Raw genomic sequence first — 15537 nt, forward strand, 5'->3', positions numbered from 1 at the left:
GAAGAGCACGCGGCCGGAGTCAGGGCGGACGAACCCTCCGATGAGCTCGAAGAGGGTGGTCTTTCCCGCGCCGTTGGGCCCGATGATGCCCAGTGTCTCCCCGGGGCGGACGGTTAGGTCGACGCCGTCCACGGCGCGCACGCCTCCGTAGTGCTTCGTCAGGTCGCGAACCTCGAGGAGTACCTCGCCGTCGTTGCGTTCCGCCGGGGGAATGAGCCGGGCGCCGACCGGGAGGTCGGGAGCCGCCGTCGGAAACTCCTCCGAGCCCGGCGCCTCGGGGTCGGCGCCTACGCGTCGAGCCAGGAAGCCGATGATCCGTCCTCGCACCGCGGCAAGCAGCTGCGCGATGCCGCCCGGGAAGTACATGATGAGGATCAGCCAGCCGAGCGCGGTGGCCGCGAGGCCCGCGCTGTCCAGGTCGATAAATCGAGGCACGCCGATGATGTACAGCGCTCCGATGATTGGCCCGGTAAGGATCCCGATCCCACCGAGCACGGTCATGGCGGCGACGTCGATGCTGGCGGAGATCGGGAACGCGAGCCCCGAAAGGAACGAGAGCGCATGACCGTACGTGGCTCCGGCTATGCCGGCCAGGAACCCGCCGAGGACGAACGCCTGGAGTTTCACACGGGTCACCGGGATCGTGAACGCCCGCGCGCCGTCCTCGTTGTCGCGAAGCGCGCGCAGGCGCAATCCGATCCCGCCTCGCCAGACGTTCCGGGAGATCCACAGGCCACCTGCCAGCACCGCGAGCGAGAACAGGTAGTACTTCTTGCCGGTGTCGATGGCGATCGAGCCGATGATCGGTCGTCCGGGGTCTGCTCCGTCGCCGAGGGTCCAGCCCTGCCGGAAAAGCCAGGACTCGGCTGCGAGCGCGAACCCGAGCGTCGTGACGGCCAGCATTAGCCCCCGGATGCGGAGGGACGGTACGCCGATCACGAGGGAGACCGCCCCCGCGACCAGGCCGGCGCAGGCGAAGGCTAAGAAGAAGTTTCCCGTCCTCGTCGCCACGGCGAACGAGGCGGTGGCTCCCACGCCGGCGAGGGCGAACTGGCCGAGCGAGAGCTGCCCTCCGAGGCCGGTCACGATACCCAGCGACAGACCGACCATTCCGAAGGCCGCGATCGCCACGAGGATGATGGCTGTGGCGTTGGTGATGAACAGCGTCATGACGAGTGCGACCGCGAATCCCCCGCCGGCGACCATCCTGCCGAGATTTCGGATCGACCGGATCTCGCGGAGCCGGTCCGGAAGCGGGAGCCACGGCTGAACTGCCGTCCAGCCGCCGCGCTCCTCTTCGCGGACGCCCGACCGCCGCTGAAGGAGCAAAGCGACCAGGATTACGACGAACAGCATCGCCTCGACCAATCCGCCGCTCGGGGAGTTCCAGAGGAGGAGCTGCTCGAGGATACCAATGCCGATGCCGGCGGCGAGGGCTGCCGGAAGGCTAACCATCCGCGCGATGACGGCGGCGGCGAGGGCTCGGAGGAGGAGCCCAGGACCCAGGAATTGCTGGCTCGTGAAGCCACGGGTCGGCAGAACCATGATCGCGGTGAACGCAGACACAGCCCCCGCAATCGACCAGGTTAGAGTCGACATCCGGCTCGCAAACACGGCAGATAGCCGGGCTGCGTCCTGGTTGTTCGCTGACGCCCGTATGGCCAACCCGGTCCGGCTGCGTTTGAGGAACAGAGCGAGCGCGAGGACGAGGAGCGGGGTCACGAAGAGCATCCCAGAGTACGAGGGGGTCACGCGAAGCGGCCCCACATCGAACTCGGGTAACCACGAGGGCTGTGGATACGCCTGTCCGGCGGTGGCCTGAGCGTTGAACGCCGATGAGAAGAAGATGAGGAACTGGGCAAAGCCCAGTGTCGCAACGATGCTCATGAGCGACGGCGCTCGGCGGAGTCGCCGAACGATCGCCACCTCGCCCAGTGCCCCGACCGCGGCCGCGCCGGTGAGGGCAAGCAGGAAGGCAATCCAGTAGGGGACGCGCCACCGCGTCACGGCGAGTCCCAAGAGCGCGGCCCCGAAGGCGCCGATCTCGCCGTGAGCGAAGTTGACGATGCGGCTGGACCGGTAGATGAGGACGAGGCCGACGGCGAGGATGCCGTAGGTCATTCCGGTGACAGCTCCGAGGAGCACCACGGGAGAAGTGACCTCAAAGCCCGCGAAAATGAGACCCATCATTCCCCGGTTTCATCAGAGGCTTGGGGCTATGTCCGGCGCCGCCTCGTCCATCGACCCGCAGTCCGGTCGCCCGGAGCGAGGCGGGGCCGCAGGGAAGAGTACACTATATTAGGTTTCAGTGTCCTCCCCGGCGCTCCTCGGATCACCGCCTGGATCGATAGAAAAGGTCGCAGGACGGCGGGCGGTCGGCGGTCGTTCCCGGCCCGAGAGAGCCGGCTCCGCCAACGATGAGGAGTTAGGCGCGCTGGTCTCTCGGGAGACCTAGAACGCGTTCGGCGATGATGTTGCGGTGGATCTCGGACGTGCCGGCGTAAATTGTTTCGGCGCGCGAGTGGAGATACGTGAAGAGCCAACGACCCTCGTCGAGCGCCGAGGGGTCGTGCGCCTCGACGAGACCGAACGGGCCGACGGCGGCGATTGCGATCTTAGCCATCTCCTGGTGCAGCTCGCTCCACGTGAGCTTCATCGTCGAATCGAGTCTGACATCGGGTTGCCCGGCGGCCATGCATTCAGTCGCGCGTTGGTTGCTCCACTGAACGATCGTCTCACGGACGAACGCGTCAACTGCGCGAGACTCTAGCTCTGCGCGGCCGATGGCGTCGGCCGGCAGGCTGCGGATCAGGTCGAGCAGCCCCTCGAGATCACGATGCACGGTACCGAGCAGCGTGAACATGGAGTTCCGCTCGTGGGAGAGCACGTCCATCGTGATCCGCCATCCGGCGCCCGGCGGTCCGAGGAGATCCTCCGGGGTGAGTTCACAGTCCTTCAAGAAGAGCTCGAAGAACTCGGCGTCGCCTGTGATCTGACGGATGGGCACGACGTCGAGCCCGGGAGCGCTCATCGGCATCAAGAAGCAGCTGATCCCTCGGTGTTTGGGAGCCTCAGGATCCGTTCGGGCCAGGAGGATGCAGTAGTCGGCGACGGAGGCGAACGAGCTCCATACCTTCTGCCCGTTGACGATGAAGCGGTCCTCCTGCCACTCGGCGCGCGTCTTGAGGCTCGCAAGGTCGCTGCCGGAATCCGGCTCGGAAAACCCTTGGCACCAGAGCTGCCCGGCCAGGATGGCGGGGAGGAACCTGCGCTTTTGTTCCTCAGTGCCGTAGCGAACGAGGGCCGGCGCCACCGTATCGAGTCCGACCGTATTGAAGAGCTCGGGGGCTCCGGCTTCAGCTAGTTTGGCCGCGATCAGGGCGGCGCCCTTCATGGACATGCCACGGCCGCCATACTCCGTCGGGATGGTGAGCCCGAGCCAGCCGGCGCGGCCGAGAGCCGCTTCCCAGTCGCGCGATGCGCGGGCGCGCTCATCGAAGGGCCGGTGGCGTTCGATGTCGCGCCACTCCGAACGCGTGTTGGACGCGAGCCACGTTTGGAACTCCTCGACGAGCGCGTCCTCATCGGGATCGGCATCGGCGCCGGGCGTGTTGACGGGCAAATGAATCACCCCTGCATGACGATCCCGCCGTCGACGACGAGGACCTGGCCGGTAACGAACTTGGATTGATCGCTCACGAGGAAGAGCAGGGGACCGGTGAGGTCGTCGGCCTGCCCCGCACGCTTTATGCACTGCTGGTCGACGAATCGCTCGACTCCCTGATCGGAGAGGATTTCGATCGTGGCCTCCGTCGCGATTGAGCCGGGCGCCACGGCGTTAACGCGGATCCCCTGGGGACCATAGGCGCGCGCCAGCGTCTTCGTGAGCGCGCCCACTGCCCCCTTGGACGTGCAGTAGTCCGCCATCTTGGGGCCGCCGGTGTAGGCGCCGATCGAGCTTTGGTTCACGATCGCGCCGCCACCCCGCTCCATCATGAACGGCGCGGCCGCTCTCGCGCAGAGGAACATTCCGGTGAGATTCACGGACATGATCTTGTTCCAGCGATCTAGTGGTAGCTCTCCGATGGGGACGGGGGTGAGGCCGCCCCAGATCCCCGCGTTGTTCACGAGGATGTCAACTCCCCCGAAATGGTCGGCCGTCGCAGTGGCCATCACTCGTGTGCTCTCTTCGTGGGAGACGTCGATCTGCAGGAAGATCGCGCGGCCTCCGGCCTCGGCGATGAGCTTCACCGTCTCCTCGCCACCAGCGGCGTCGATGTCAGCGACAGCGACCGCCGCCCCAGACGCGGCGAGCGCCTCGGCGTAAGCACGCCCGATGCCACGCCCGGCCCCGGTGACGATCGCGGCCTTGCCCGCGAGGTCCACTTCCATGCCCATCCCTCCCAGAATCGGCCGGGCCCGCGCTCCGCGACTCCCGCCCCGACACCTAACGAGTATACTCAATTTCAAACTCGCACCGAGGCGGCTAATTGCTCAGACCGCCCCTGCCGATCGCAGTCCGGCGACCTCCTCTACCGAATAACCCAAGTCCTCGAGCACCTCAAGCGTGTGCTGACCGAGTTCGGGAGCCGATGGGAATTCGCGGGGAGACTCGCCCAGCCGAATGGGACCGCGGACGGCACGGATAGGCCCTTCGGGCGTGGGCTGTACGCCCACGTTGGCGCGCGCAACCACATGAGGGTCAGAAAGCACCTCGGCAATGTCGTTGACTGCGGCGACGCAGGTGTCCAGATCCGATAGCTGCCGCACCCAGTCATCGCGGGGACGCGTCTGGATGACCTCCTCGATCTGCGCGGCCATGCGCTCCTGCTCGTCGAGTGGCGCGAAGTGACGATCGATGAGTTCTGGGAGCCCAATAGCATTGCAGAACGCGGCCCAGAACTGGGGTTCGAGTGCGCCGAGCGAGACGTATTTTCCGTCCGAGCATCGGTACGGCCGGTAGCAGGCCAGGCCGCCGTTTAGCATCATTTCGCCGCGCTTGGGGACAACGCCGCTGATGAAGTATTCCGCCGCGTAGGCGGAGACCCAACTGAGCACACCATCGAACATGGAGATGTCGACCAGGCGACCTTGATCGGTCCGATCCCGGACCGCGAGCGCGGCGAGGATGCCCACTGCAGCCATGAGCCCGCCACCCCCGATGTCTGCGATCTGAACGCCCGGAATGATCGGGGGCCCATCCCGGCCCCCCGTGATACTGAGGACGCCGGCGAGGCCGAGATAGTTGATGTCGTGACCGGCACGCCGTCGGTAGGGGCCGTCTTGCCCGAACCCGGTGATCGCGCAGTACACCAAGCGAGGATTGATCGAGCGAAGCGTCTCGTATCCCGCGCCCAACCGGTCCATCACGCCAGGACGGAACGACTCGACGACTACGTCGGCCGACGCCGCGAGCCGCCTAAGGATCTCAGCGCCGGCGGGGTTCTTCAGGTTGAGAGTCATCGATCGCTTGCCGCGGTTGAGGGCAAGATGGCCGGCGCTGAACCCCCCCTTCATCGGTGGGAAGGAGCGGATGTAATCGCCTCGCCCAACCTCTTCGATTTTCAGGACGTCCGCGCCGAGATCGGCCAGCATTAATGTGCAGAAGGCCCCGGGGAGAAGGCGGGTCAGGTCCACGACGCGCACATGCTCGAGCGGCTGGCGGTCCATGTCTCGACTCCTCTACCAGCTAGGTGGCCTTGTCGTCCGGGAGAATAGAGGATACCTTTCTTCTCCTTATTGGTGGCGCTGTTCGTAGACGGGAGAGGAAGGATCCGGTGCAATGGACGTCATTCATTCCCTGACGCTCGGGGATGTGCTCCGTGAGCACGGGAGGACGCGGCACTCCGAAAACGCGCTCGTCTGTGGCGAGGTCCGGCTAACTTTCGCGGCGCTGAACGAGCGGGTTAATCGCCTCGCGAACGGCCTCCGGGGATGCGGCGTCGGCGAAGGCGCCCGCGTGCTCTGGCTCGGGCAAAACTGCCATCGCGCCCTCGAGTGTCTCCTCGCCGCCGCGAAGCTCGGCGCCGTCTTCTGTCCCGTCAACTGGCGGCAGAGCTCCGAGGAGATCGCGTTCGTCATCGCCGACGCCGAACCAGCCGTCGTAATTTGGCAGGAGGACGAGATCGGTGCGACGATTCTTCGGGCACGTGAGCTGGCAGGCTCGAGTGCGGTTTGGCTGCAGCACGACAGCACCGGGCCGGGCAGCTACGAGGAGTTCCTCTCTGTGGAGGCGGGCGATCCGCCCGCCCGCGTCGATTCAGGGCTTCCCCTCTTGCAGATGTACACCGCAGCGTTCGACGGCCGGCCGAACGGCGCCCTCCTTAGCCATACCGCGATTCTGGTTCAGGACCTGATCCTGGCGCTGATCGAGGACCTTTCGAGCGAAACCGTCTACCTCGCCTCGGGCCCCCTCTTCCACATCTGGACATTTGTCCACGCCACGGCGACGTTCCACCTTGGCGGCACGATCGTCGTCGCACGTCGCGTGGACGCGCCGGAGCTCTGCAGGCTGATCGACAAAGAGCGGTGCACTGCCGGATTCATCATGGAACCGAGTCGTAGCCAGATGGTCGAGGCGAATCGCGAGGGGACGTACGATCTCACCAGCTTCCGGAGCCTCCCCGGCTCTGCGGAGTGGAACGCGATGGTCACGATGGACACCAGCCCGTGGGCGACCAGACCCGGGCTCTACGGGCAGACGGAGGTCGCGGCCCTGGTCACGACCAGCGCCCTCGGCGGGATCCTGCTCGGTCGTCACGGCCGGACCTCGCCGATGGGGCTTATGCGAATCGTCGGCGACGACGGCCAGGAGGTCCCCGACGGCCAGGTCGGCGAGCTCGTGTGCCGCGGTCCGACCGTTATGCTCGGCTACCACAACCGCCCCGAGCTCAATGCGCAGCGCCAGCTCGACGGCTGGCATCACACCAACGACCTTGGGCGTCGCGAAGCCGACGGGTCGATCACCTTCATCGGGCCGAAGACGACGATGATCAAGTCGGCGGCCGAGAACATCTATCCGGCCGAGGTCGAGGCCTGCATCCTTCTGCATCCTGCCGTGAGAGAGGTCTGCATCATCGGCGTTCCCGATCCGAAGTGGACGCAGAGCGTGAAGGCGCTGATCGCCCTGCGGGATGGGCACTCGGCGACGGCGGACGAGATCATCGATCACTGCCGGACGCGAATCGCCTCCTACAAAAAGCCGAGGATCGTGGAGTTCGTGACCTCACTCCCGCGAACGCCTGACGGGGGCGTCGACCGGGTCGGCGTCGACGCCGCATACGGCGGCGGCGGGTACCCGGGCGCGGACGCCCCGCCCCGGAGCTGACGGGGTCAACCGATGTTGCTCCTTCACACTGAGCTCACCGACCGGATCCGGGACGCAATCGCGGAGCGTCTTATGCGGCAGAATCTTCCCGTGCGGCTCGCCTCCCTCGGCGCAGGCCCGAGTGGGGCACTCCTCGTAGGGATGAAGCTGACGAAGGACGAGTTCGACCGCGCCTGCGAAGCGGGGGTCCGCTGGATTCAGGCGCTGCCGGCCGGCGTCGAGCACGTCCTGACAGCTGAGCTTGCGGCAAGCCCCATCATCCTCACCACCGGTGGCGGGACCGCGGCGAGACCCATTGCCGAATTCGTGTTCGCGCGGATCCTCGAGAGCGCCAAGAAGCTGCGTCTCCTCGACGAGATGCAGGCCTCTCGGACGTGGAACCAAGTATGGCTCGGCGAGCTCGCCGGTGCGACGCTCACCATCGTGGGCCTCGGCCCGATCGGCCGGGCGGTTGCGGAGCTCGGGCGAGCGTTCGGCATGCATCTTGTCGGCGTACGACGTCGGCCAGAGGCCGGTCCCGGGCCGTGCGACGAGGTGATCGGGCCGGAATCGCTCACGAGCGTGCTTTCTCGCACCGAATACCTCGTGCTCGCCGCACCCCTGACCGACCAAACCCGCGGACTGATCGGTGCGCGGGAGCTAGCGGCTTTAAGGGACCAAAGTCTCGTCGTAAACGTCGGACGAGGCGAGTTGATCGACGAGGCGGCGCTCGTCGATGAGCTCGCCTCGGGCCGGATCCGGGCTGCGCTCGACGTGTTCGCGGAGGAGCCGCTTTCGACTACGAGCCCTTGGTGGGACGTCGACGGCGCGGTCGTCTCGCCCCACTGCTCCGCGTTTACTACCTCACTGTTCGAGGGACTCGTAGATCTCGTCATCGACAACGTCCAACGATTCGTTGACGGCCGTCCGCTTCGGAACGTGGTAGACAAGGCATCGGGGTACCCACTGCCCAACGACCTGGACTCACCGGGGTGCTGAGCCGCTCCTCGGTCCCCGGGTCGTGGCAAGTCCGAGGAGCCTGCACAGCCGCTCGCGATGCCAGCGGGGTGTGCCGAAGATTGCATGGTCGGCCTTCGCCCGGCGCAGGTATAGGTGGACGTCGAGCTCCCATGTAAAGCCCATGCCGCCGTGGATCTGGAGGGCGTCCCCCGCGATCCGCGGATAAGCGTCCCCGACGAATGACTTTGCGCTACTGGCTGCGAGGGACGCGCCCGATGCGCCGTTGTCGAGCGCTGTGGCCGCGTGCGATGTGGCCGCCCGACACCCCTCCAGCGCGATCAGCATGTTCGCGCACTTGTGCTTGACGGCCTGGAAGCTCCCGATCGCCCGGCCGAACTGCACGCGCTCACGCGCGTGGGTCGTCGACATCTCGAGGACGCGGGTCGCCCCACCGACGCTCCCGGCGGCCACGAGCACCGAAGCGATATCGATTGCCCTTTCGATGGTAGCGACACCGATGTCACCGACGAGCGCGTCGGCCTGCACGGCCACACCATCGAAGGAGACGACGAACAATCGCCTGGTGAGGTCCAACGTCGGGTGCGGGGTAATGGTGATTCCGGCGTTGCGGGGAACCAGGAACTGAACGAGCCGCCGCTCGTCGACCCGGGCGACAACCAGTAACCAGTCCGCGACGTCGGCGTGCTCGGCAGGGCACGTGGACCCATTGAGGACGTAGGAGCCGCCGGCGTTCTCGGCCACCGCGCTGATGGGCTTGTAAGGGCCGGTGTCGTCACACAGCGCGACGGTAACGATCTGGTCGCCGGCGAGGATGGCCGGGAGCACCTCGCGGCGTTGTTCGCGCGAGCCCGCCGCGGCGAGGACGTGCGCGGCGACGATGGTCGATGCGAATGGGCCGGGCAAGAGGCCACGCCCCACCTCTTCGGCGACGGCGCATGTCGCAGCGATTCCCTGGCCGAGCCCGCCGTCCTGCTGTGGGATTGATACCGAGAGCAGACCAAGGTCGCCCCCTCGGCGCCAAAGTGTCGGATCGAATCCGTTTGGGGTTTGCGCGAGTTCGCGAATCCCGCCGATTGGACACTCGGCCTCTACGAACGCTCGCATGGCCTTTCCGAGAATCGCTCCGTCGTCGCTCGTTCCGAGCGGCACGCGATCAGCCTTTCGGAAGTCCGAGGATGCGCTCTCCGATCACGTTGCGCAACACTTCAGATGTTCCGCCTGCGATCGTGATAGCGCGACTCTCGAGGAACCGGTGCTGCCAGCGGACGGCGGCGTGTTCGACCGGGCGGGGACCGGTTTCTGCGATGTCGAGACCGAGTTCCGCGATGCGCTGCGTAAGGTCGGCCCCGAAGACCTTTAGAACCGAGCCCTCGGGGCCGGGCGAGCCGCCCGACAGGCCGCGCAGGACCCGCAGCCCGAGCGCCTGCAAGACGGTGGCGGACGCGTATGCGTCCCCGAGGGCCTGGCGCAGCACCGGGTCGAAGCTACGGCCGTTGGTCCTCGCGAGGTCGATCGCCTCCTCGAGCATCCGCCGGATGCCGGTCTGGAGCGTGAGGGCGCCGAGCCGCTCGTTCATCAGGGTGTGGATGGCCACGGACCATCCGCCTCCGACTTCGCCGAGCACGTTCGCGCCGGGGACGCGGACGCCGTCGAGGAAGACTTCGCAGAAATCCGCCGAGCCGGTGATGACTTTGATCGGACGCACCTCGATCCCCGGCGTGCGCATGTTGACGAGGATGCACGTAATCCCCGCGTGCTTCGGGCCGTCGCTGCTCGTGCGCACGAAGAGCTGGCACCAATCGGCTTCGTCGGCGTTCGAGCACCAGATCTTGTGTCCGTCGACGACGAAATGGTCGCCGTTGCGAAAGGCTCGCGTCCCCAGCGCAGCGAGGTCGCTCCCAGCGCCCGGCTCACTCATCCCCTGGCACCAGATCTCCTCCCCAGCTCGGATCGGCGCGACGAACCGGGACCGCTGCTCGCTGGTGCCAAACGCGATGATGGCCGGCGCGATGTCATAGACGCCGATCAGTCCGGCGATCGTGGGCGCGCCAGCGCGACCCAGCTCATCGTCGAGGAGCACGCGCTCGACGGGACCGAGTGATCGTGCACCATATTCGACCGGCCAGTCGACGCCGACGTAGCCTGCGCTTGCCAGGCGTCTGTGCCATGATCGGCGCCGCTGGAACGCCGCGTGCGGCTCGGCGGGTTCTGGGTCCCGAGGAACGTTCTCCTTCAGCCAGGCTCGCAACTCCGAGCGGAATCGCTCCTGCTCGTGTGTGAGTTCCGCCTCCATGGCCGGTTAGCCGAAGAGTGAACGGCGGATGAACTCGCGGCAGGAGAGCGTTGACCACACCAGCTCCGCATTGAGGCAGGCCCGCTTGTAGTACAGGTGAGCCGCGTGCTCCCAGGTGAACCCGATGCCGCCGTGGACCTGGATCGTGTCGGCGGCGACGCTGACGCATGCGTCACCGCAGTAGGCTTTCGCGACGGCGGCGCGGAAGAGGAGGTCGCGTTCCTCATCCACAGGGGATGCTGCCGCGTACCGAGCCGCTGTTCGCGCGTGCTCGACGAGCACGAGCATGTTCGCGAGCTTGTGCTTGATCGCCTGGAAGCTTCCGATGATCCGCCCAAACTGCTCTCGCTGTAGCGCGTACGCCGTCGCCATCTCGAGCGCGCGATCGGCTCCTCCAACGCTTTCATTGGCGAGGGCGACCGCCCGCATTCCACGAAGTCTGGCGACGGCGGCTTCCGCTGCGGCGCCCTCCTGCAGCACAGCGTCGGCCGGCACCTCGGAGGCGTCAAAGCGGATCAGCCCGACGGGGCGGGTTTGGTCCGTCGCCAGGATGTTCCGGCGGTCGGCCGCCCCGAGCGCCAAGCCCTGAACGAGGACGAGGAGCGGCCCCGCGTCCCCTCGCGCCGGCACGAGCGCGAGGTCCGCCGTCCTGCCGTGGATCACAAACCGGGCTTCCCCAGAAAGGCGCACGGATGTACCCACCCGCGTCGCCTTGACGAGAGAATCGAACGCTACAGTCCCGAATCGCTCTCCGGCAGCCATAGAAGGCAACACGGACTCCGCCGCTCTGGGGGGGGCGTACGTGGCGATCCCGGCTGCGCAGATTGCGTTGTCTGCAAGCGGGACGCCCAGCAGCACACGGCCAGCTTCTTCTACGACCACGCACAAATCAGCGAATGTCAGCCCGAGTCCTCCGTGGCGCTCCGCGATGGTGATTCCGGCCCACCCGAGCTCCATTCCGACACGACGCCAGAGTTCGACGTCGCCGGACCGTTCCGGATTCTTGGTCGATGGCTCCGCGTGTCGCGACAGGAACTCGCGAGCCGCCGCGGCGAGGTCGGCTTGAAGTGGCGTCGGAACGAAGGTTTCCGACGAGCGCTGGCTCGGGGTCGTCACTGCCATCGTGGGGGACGTTTCTCGACGAACGCCCGAGGTCCCTCGGAGGCGTCGGGGTGGTCCCAGTGATTGGTGAGGAGCTTCCATCCTTCTACGAGTGCGCCCGAGAGTCCGTGCTCCAGTCCCATCCACAGTGCCTTCTTCGTGCCGATCATGGCCGCCGGCGAGTTGGCCTTGAGCACCTCGGCCAATTCCATGGCTCGGGCCATCAACACGGATCCTTCCATGACCTCGCTCACGAGTCCGAGGGAGCGAGCGGTCTCCGCGTCGATCCGCTCGGCGCGCCCGAGCAAAGAAAGCCGCGCGACCGCTCCGAACGGAATGCGCCTGCTGAGCAGGATGGGCTCGTATGCGGACACCTGCCCCACGGTGACGTGTGGATCGACGAACGTTGCGTGCGAGGCCGCGATGGCGATGTCGGCCTCGGCCACGAAGTGGAGCCCCGCGCCCGCGCACACGCCGTTGACGGCCACGATGACCGGCTTCCATAAGTCGTTCTCGAGAGGGCCGAGGGGCGGGGGCTCGGTCATGCCTTCGAGTTCGTCGGCAGTGGAGAGGTCCATCCCGCTACAAAACGCGCGATCGCCCGCCCCGGTGAATATGGTGACGCGCACGTCGCCGTCGTCGCGGGCCCGTTGCCAGGCTGCGGCTATCTCCTCGGCCATGGAGGGGGGTAAGGCGTTCATCCGCTCCTGGCGGTCGAGGGTGATGACTAGGATCCCGTCCAGGAGTTCCGTGCGAACCGTCATGGCTCCCCTCAACAGTTACACGACGAGGACGGGATTGAGCGGGCTGCCGAGTCCCCGCCTGATCCTGAGTGGGGTTGCAATGAAGAGCCCTTCGAACGCGCCCATTGCTACCGGGCCGGCAAGGTCGAGGTTCTCAATGAGGGGGACGCCGAGATCCCGGAGGAATAGCTCGTGACACGCGAGCGGGTTGGCGTTGTCCGTCGCAGGAAAGGGGTCGATTCCGAAGTTGTCCATCCCCACGACCGCGGGATCCTTCGCCGCGATCCAATCGGCACCGTCGGGGCCGAGTCCCGGCTCTCCCTTGGCGTACCTCGCCGGTTCGGTACCGTGCATCTCTATCCAGCGAGTGCGGATAAGAAGGATATCTGCGTCCTGCGCGTCGAGTCCCGCGTCGCGGGCCGAAAGCTCCAGATCGTCGGCTGTGATCACGTCGCCTTCTTCGAGGGTGCGGCGTCGAGACACGTCAAGAATCGCAGCCGTACCAATGATCGCGCCATAGTGTTCGACGCTTGCGTGCTTCGTGCCTCCACGGCTTACCGCCTGCGATCGCACGCCGTTGTAGAGGAGACCATCAACCCACACGTGCGCAAGCCCGTCGAGGTGCGTGTGCGCGTGGGTGTGCATCACCAGGATGTCCTCGGCTCGACCACGACCGGGGTCGTCTGGATGCTGAATTTGCATCGTCATCTGCCACGTCGGGTTTCGGTGGGCGCCGGAAATAGGGCCGCGTCTGCTGATCTCCGTTCCCAGCGCGAATACTTCGCCGGAGCGAGGCCGCGCCAAGGCCTGCAGAACTCGTTCTCCCGTCAGGAGGTTCAGCGCCCCCCGCTGGTCGTCCGGGCCCCAGCGGCCCCAGTTCGATCGGCCGTTCGGCTCGGTCACCGATCTCCCTCCACGCGACATGCAAAGAGTGTACTATATTGGTACTGTAGCCTTTGTCAACTTGATCGCAGCCTCCGTATGTTGGTGAAAGTGAGTCTCCGAGTAGGAAGCGTCGATGGTCAAAGATGGCATTCTCGAGGTCGTAATCGATTGGCCCGCGGTTCGTAACGCGCTCGGACCGGCGGAGGCCAGTGAGCTTACGGCCCGATTGGCCGTCGCCGAGTCCGAGGATTGCCGTTGCGTGGTCCTTCGCGCCGACGGGCCTGTCTTCTGCGCTGGCGGGAACCTCCGAGCGGTGATTGCCCTCGTCGGCGAAGGTGACGACGCTCTCCGCCGGGGTCTCTACGGAGCTTTCCAAGGTTTGTTTCGGACGCTGGTGCTCCTGCCCGTTCCCGTAATCGCCGCTGTGGCGGGACCCGCAATCGGGCTCGGATTAGACCTGGCTCTAGCCTGCGACGTGAGCTTCTTCCGCCCGGGGATCACCGTACGGCAAGGGTGGTCGTCCCTGAATCTCATTCCTGCTACGGGTGGCCTTTACTACGCGTGTGGCCGCGGAGGAGTTCAAGCGGCGTGGAAGCTGCTCTGCGCGGGTGGGCGCGAAATCATGACCGACGAGATCGTTTCGTGGGGCCTGGGCCAACTTGCCCCGGATCCCGATGAGGCCGCCCGGCAGGCCGCTCGCGTCTTGGCTCAGCAGCCGCGAGATCGCCTCGTAGCATCCAAGCGCCTGATCCGCGAGGGGGATCTCGCCGCTCATCTTGCGGCGGCGCTCGAATACCAGATCGGCTTCCTGGAAGATCCGCACTTCCATGACGCCGCCGCCCGAGCGCTGCAGCACCAACCCACCTAGAAAAGCCGCCCCCGGCGGAACGACTTGCGCTCCTCCTGGAGGCGATGATAAATGAGTATACTGCTTGCGCGAAAATGAGTTTCGGTCGACTTGCCGCAAAAAGGGGTGAGAGGCGATGGACTTTCCGATCATCGATGCTGACACGCACATCAATGAGCCGCCGGATCTCTGGGAGAAACGAGTTCCGGCCAAATTCCGAGAGCGCGCTCCTCGCTTCGCCGACAATCCTCGCGGCGGCAAGCTGTGGGTGTTCGAGACCCGGACCCAGTCGATCACGCCCCTCGCCAACGCGGTCGGAACATCCCCCGTCCAGTGGACGCTGAAGTCGACAGGCTACGAGGGGCTCCGCTCCGGCGCATGGGATCCGATCGCACGCCTCGACGACATCGCGATCGACATGGTGGATATCCACGTCCTGTTTCCGACCTACGTCCTTGCCGGCGCGTCTATTTTCTCGCACTCGGACCGGGAGCTTCAGATTGCCTGCGTGCGAGCGTACAACGACTGGATCTCTGAGTTCGCCTCGGCGGCACCCGACCGTCTAATCGGACTGGCCATCCTGCCCGTGACCGGTGTGGACGACGCGATGGCTGAGGCCAAGCGCGTTCGCGATCTTCCCTGCATCCGGGGGGTCATGCTCACGAATTGGCCGAGCGGCGGCGACGATCCCATGCATGACGAGGAAGATCGCTTCTGGTCGCTGGCCGAGGAACTCGACCTGGCCATCATCGTCCATGTCGGGTTTCGGGAGGGCGGAGAGGTCGAGACTGCTGGCGACGCCGCCGAAGCGCAGCACGATGAGAAGACGAAGGACGCGACAAACAAGATTACGCTGCCTTTTCTCAACCAGGAACGCCAGGCCATCAGCATGATCCCGATCATGAGCCACTTCATCCTCGGTGGCATCCTGGAACGTCACCCGCGCCTGCGGGTCGCCGCGGCCGAGGTCGGGGCGGGTTGGGTGCCCTTCTTCCTCGAGCAAACAGACGACAACTACAACCGACACCGATTCTGGACGAACTGCCGGCTTCCGATGCTGCCCTCCGACTATTGGTACCGGCAGTGCTTCGCCACGTTTCAGTTGGACCGCTACGCTATCCGTAACCGCGATCTCGTGGGCCCCCACACAATGATGTGGTCGTCCGACTACCCGCACAGCGGCGCGGATTGGCCGAGCTCTCGCGCGAGCATCGACGCGCAAATGCAGGGCGTACCAGCGCAGGAGCAGCGGATGATCCTGTGTGAGAACGCGCTTCGGCTGTTCGGACTCACGGTCGACCAAGTGGCCGGACGCGTAACCGCAGTAAACGGCCCCCGAGCTCGGTAGAGGTCGAATATGGCTCGGGGCGGCCGGGCCACA

General features: G+C 66.0%; 13 protein-coding genes. 4 read left to right on the forward strand and 9 right to left on the reverse strand.

The features are described 5' to 3' along the window. The 4 genes from WEB06_21585 to WEB06_21600 all read right to left on the reverse strand — a co-directional run. Positions 1-2145 (reverse strand): ATP-binding cassette domain-containing protein (locus WEB06_21585; protein MEX2558211.1); only part of this gene is annotated, 2145 nt, incomplete at its 3' end. A gap of 280 nt (positions 2146-2425) precedes the next feature. Continuing rightward, a complete protein-coding gene (locus WEB06_21590; protein ID MEX2558212.1) occupies positions 2426-3622 on the reverse strand; it encodes an acyl-CoA dehydrogenase family protein in 1197 nt (398 codons plus the stop codon). A gap of 5 nt (positions 3623-3627) precedes the next feature. Next, the gene (locus WEB06_21595; protein MEX2558213.1) at positions 3628-4392 is read right to left on the reverse strand and encodes a glucose 1-dehydrogenase; all 765 of its coding nucleotides are present in this window, start codon (positions 4390-4392) and stop codon (positions 3628-3630) included. A gap of 102 nt (positions 4393-4494) precedes the next feature. After that, on the reverse strand, positions 4495-5670 hold the full coding sequence (locus tag WEB06_21600; protein ID MEX2558214.1) for a CaiB/BaiF CoA-transferase family protein: 1176 nt from the start codon (positions 5668-5670) through the stop codon (positions 4495-4497). 112 nt (positions 5671-5782) lie between these two features. On the opposite strand from WEB06_21600, the gene WEB06_21605 reads away from it, so the two are divergent. Next, the gene (locus WEB06_21605) at positions 5783-7327 is read left to right on the forward strand and encodes an AMP-binding protein (GenBank protein ID MEX2558215.1); all 1545 of its coding nucleotides are present in this window, start codon (positions 5783-5785) and stop codon (positions 7325-7327) included. 12 nt (positions 7328-7339) lie between these two features. After that, positions 7340-8305, forward strand: a complete 966-nt coding sequence (locus WEB06_21610; protein ID MEX2558216.1) for a D-2-hydroxyacid dehydrogenase — start codon at positions 7340-7342, stop codon at positions 8303-8305. Here WEB06_21610 and WEB06_21615 read toward each other — a convergent pair. The 5 genes from WEB06_21615 to WEB06_21635 form a co-directional block, all read right to left on the reverse strand. After that, entirely contained in the window at positions 8291-9391 is a 1101-nt protein-coding gene (locus tag WEB06_21615) for an acyl-CoA dehydrogenase family protein (protein ID MEX2558217.1), read from the reverse strand. The genes WEB06_21610 and WEB06_21615 overlap by 15 nt on opposite strands. A 49-nt stretch (positions 9392-9440) precedes the next feature. After that, complete coding sequence (locus WEB06_21620) at positions 9441-10580, reverse strand: acyl-CoA dehydrogenase family protein (protein MEX2558218.1); 1140 nt, start codon at positions 10578-10580, stop codon at positions 9441-9443. Positions 10581-10586: 6 nt separating this feature from the next. Continuing rightward, a complete protein-coding gene (locus WEB06_21625; protein ID MEX2558219.1) occupies positions 10587-11282 on the reverse strand; it encodes an acyl-CoA dehydrogenase family protein in 696 nt (231 codons plus the stop codon). Between the two features lie 410 nt (positions 11283-11692). Continuing rightward, positions 11693-12445: an enoyl-CoA hydratase/isomerase family protein gene (locus tag WEB06_21630; protein MEX2558220.1), complete on the reverse strand. Its 753-nt coding sequence runs from the start codon at positions 12443-12445 to the stop codon at positions 11693-11695. 15 nt (positions 12446-12460) lie between these two features. Next, the gene (locus WEB06_21635; protein MEX2558221.1) at positions 12461-13348 is read right to left on the reverse strand and encodes a cyclase family protein; all 888 of its coding nucleotides are present in this window, start codon (positions 13346-13348) and stop codon (positions 12461-12463) included. 94 nt (positions 13349-13442) lie between these two features. Here WEB06_21635 and WEB06_21640 point away from each other — a divergent pair, with 94 nt between their 5' ends. Both WEB06_21640 and WEB06_21645 read left to right on the forward strand, forming a co-directional pair. After that, positions 13443-14177: an enoyl-CoA hydratase/isomerase family protein gene (locus tag WEB06_21640; GenBank protein ID MEX2558222.1), complete on the forward strand. Its 735-nt coding sequence runs from the start codon at positions 13443-13445 to the stop codon at positions 14175-14177. Between the two features lie 115 nt (positions 14178-14292). Continuing rightward, complete coding sequence (locus tag WEB06_21645) at positions 14293-15504, forward strand: amidohydrolase family protein (protein MEX2558223.1); 1212 nt, start codon at positions 14293-14295, stop codon at positions 15502-15504. Positions 15505-15537: the final 33 nt, after the last annotated feature.

The sequence above is a fragment of the Actinomycetota bacterium genome (genome assembly GCA_040905475.1).
Classification (GTDB): domain Bacteria; phylum Actinomycetota; class AC-67; order AC-67; family AC-67; genus DATFGK01.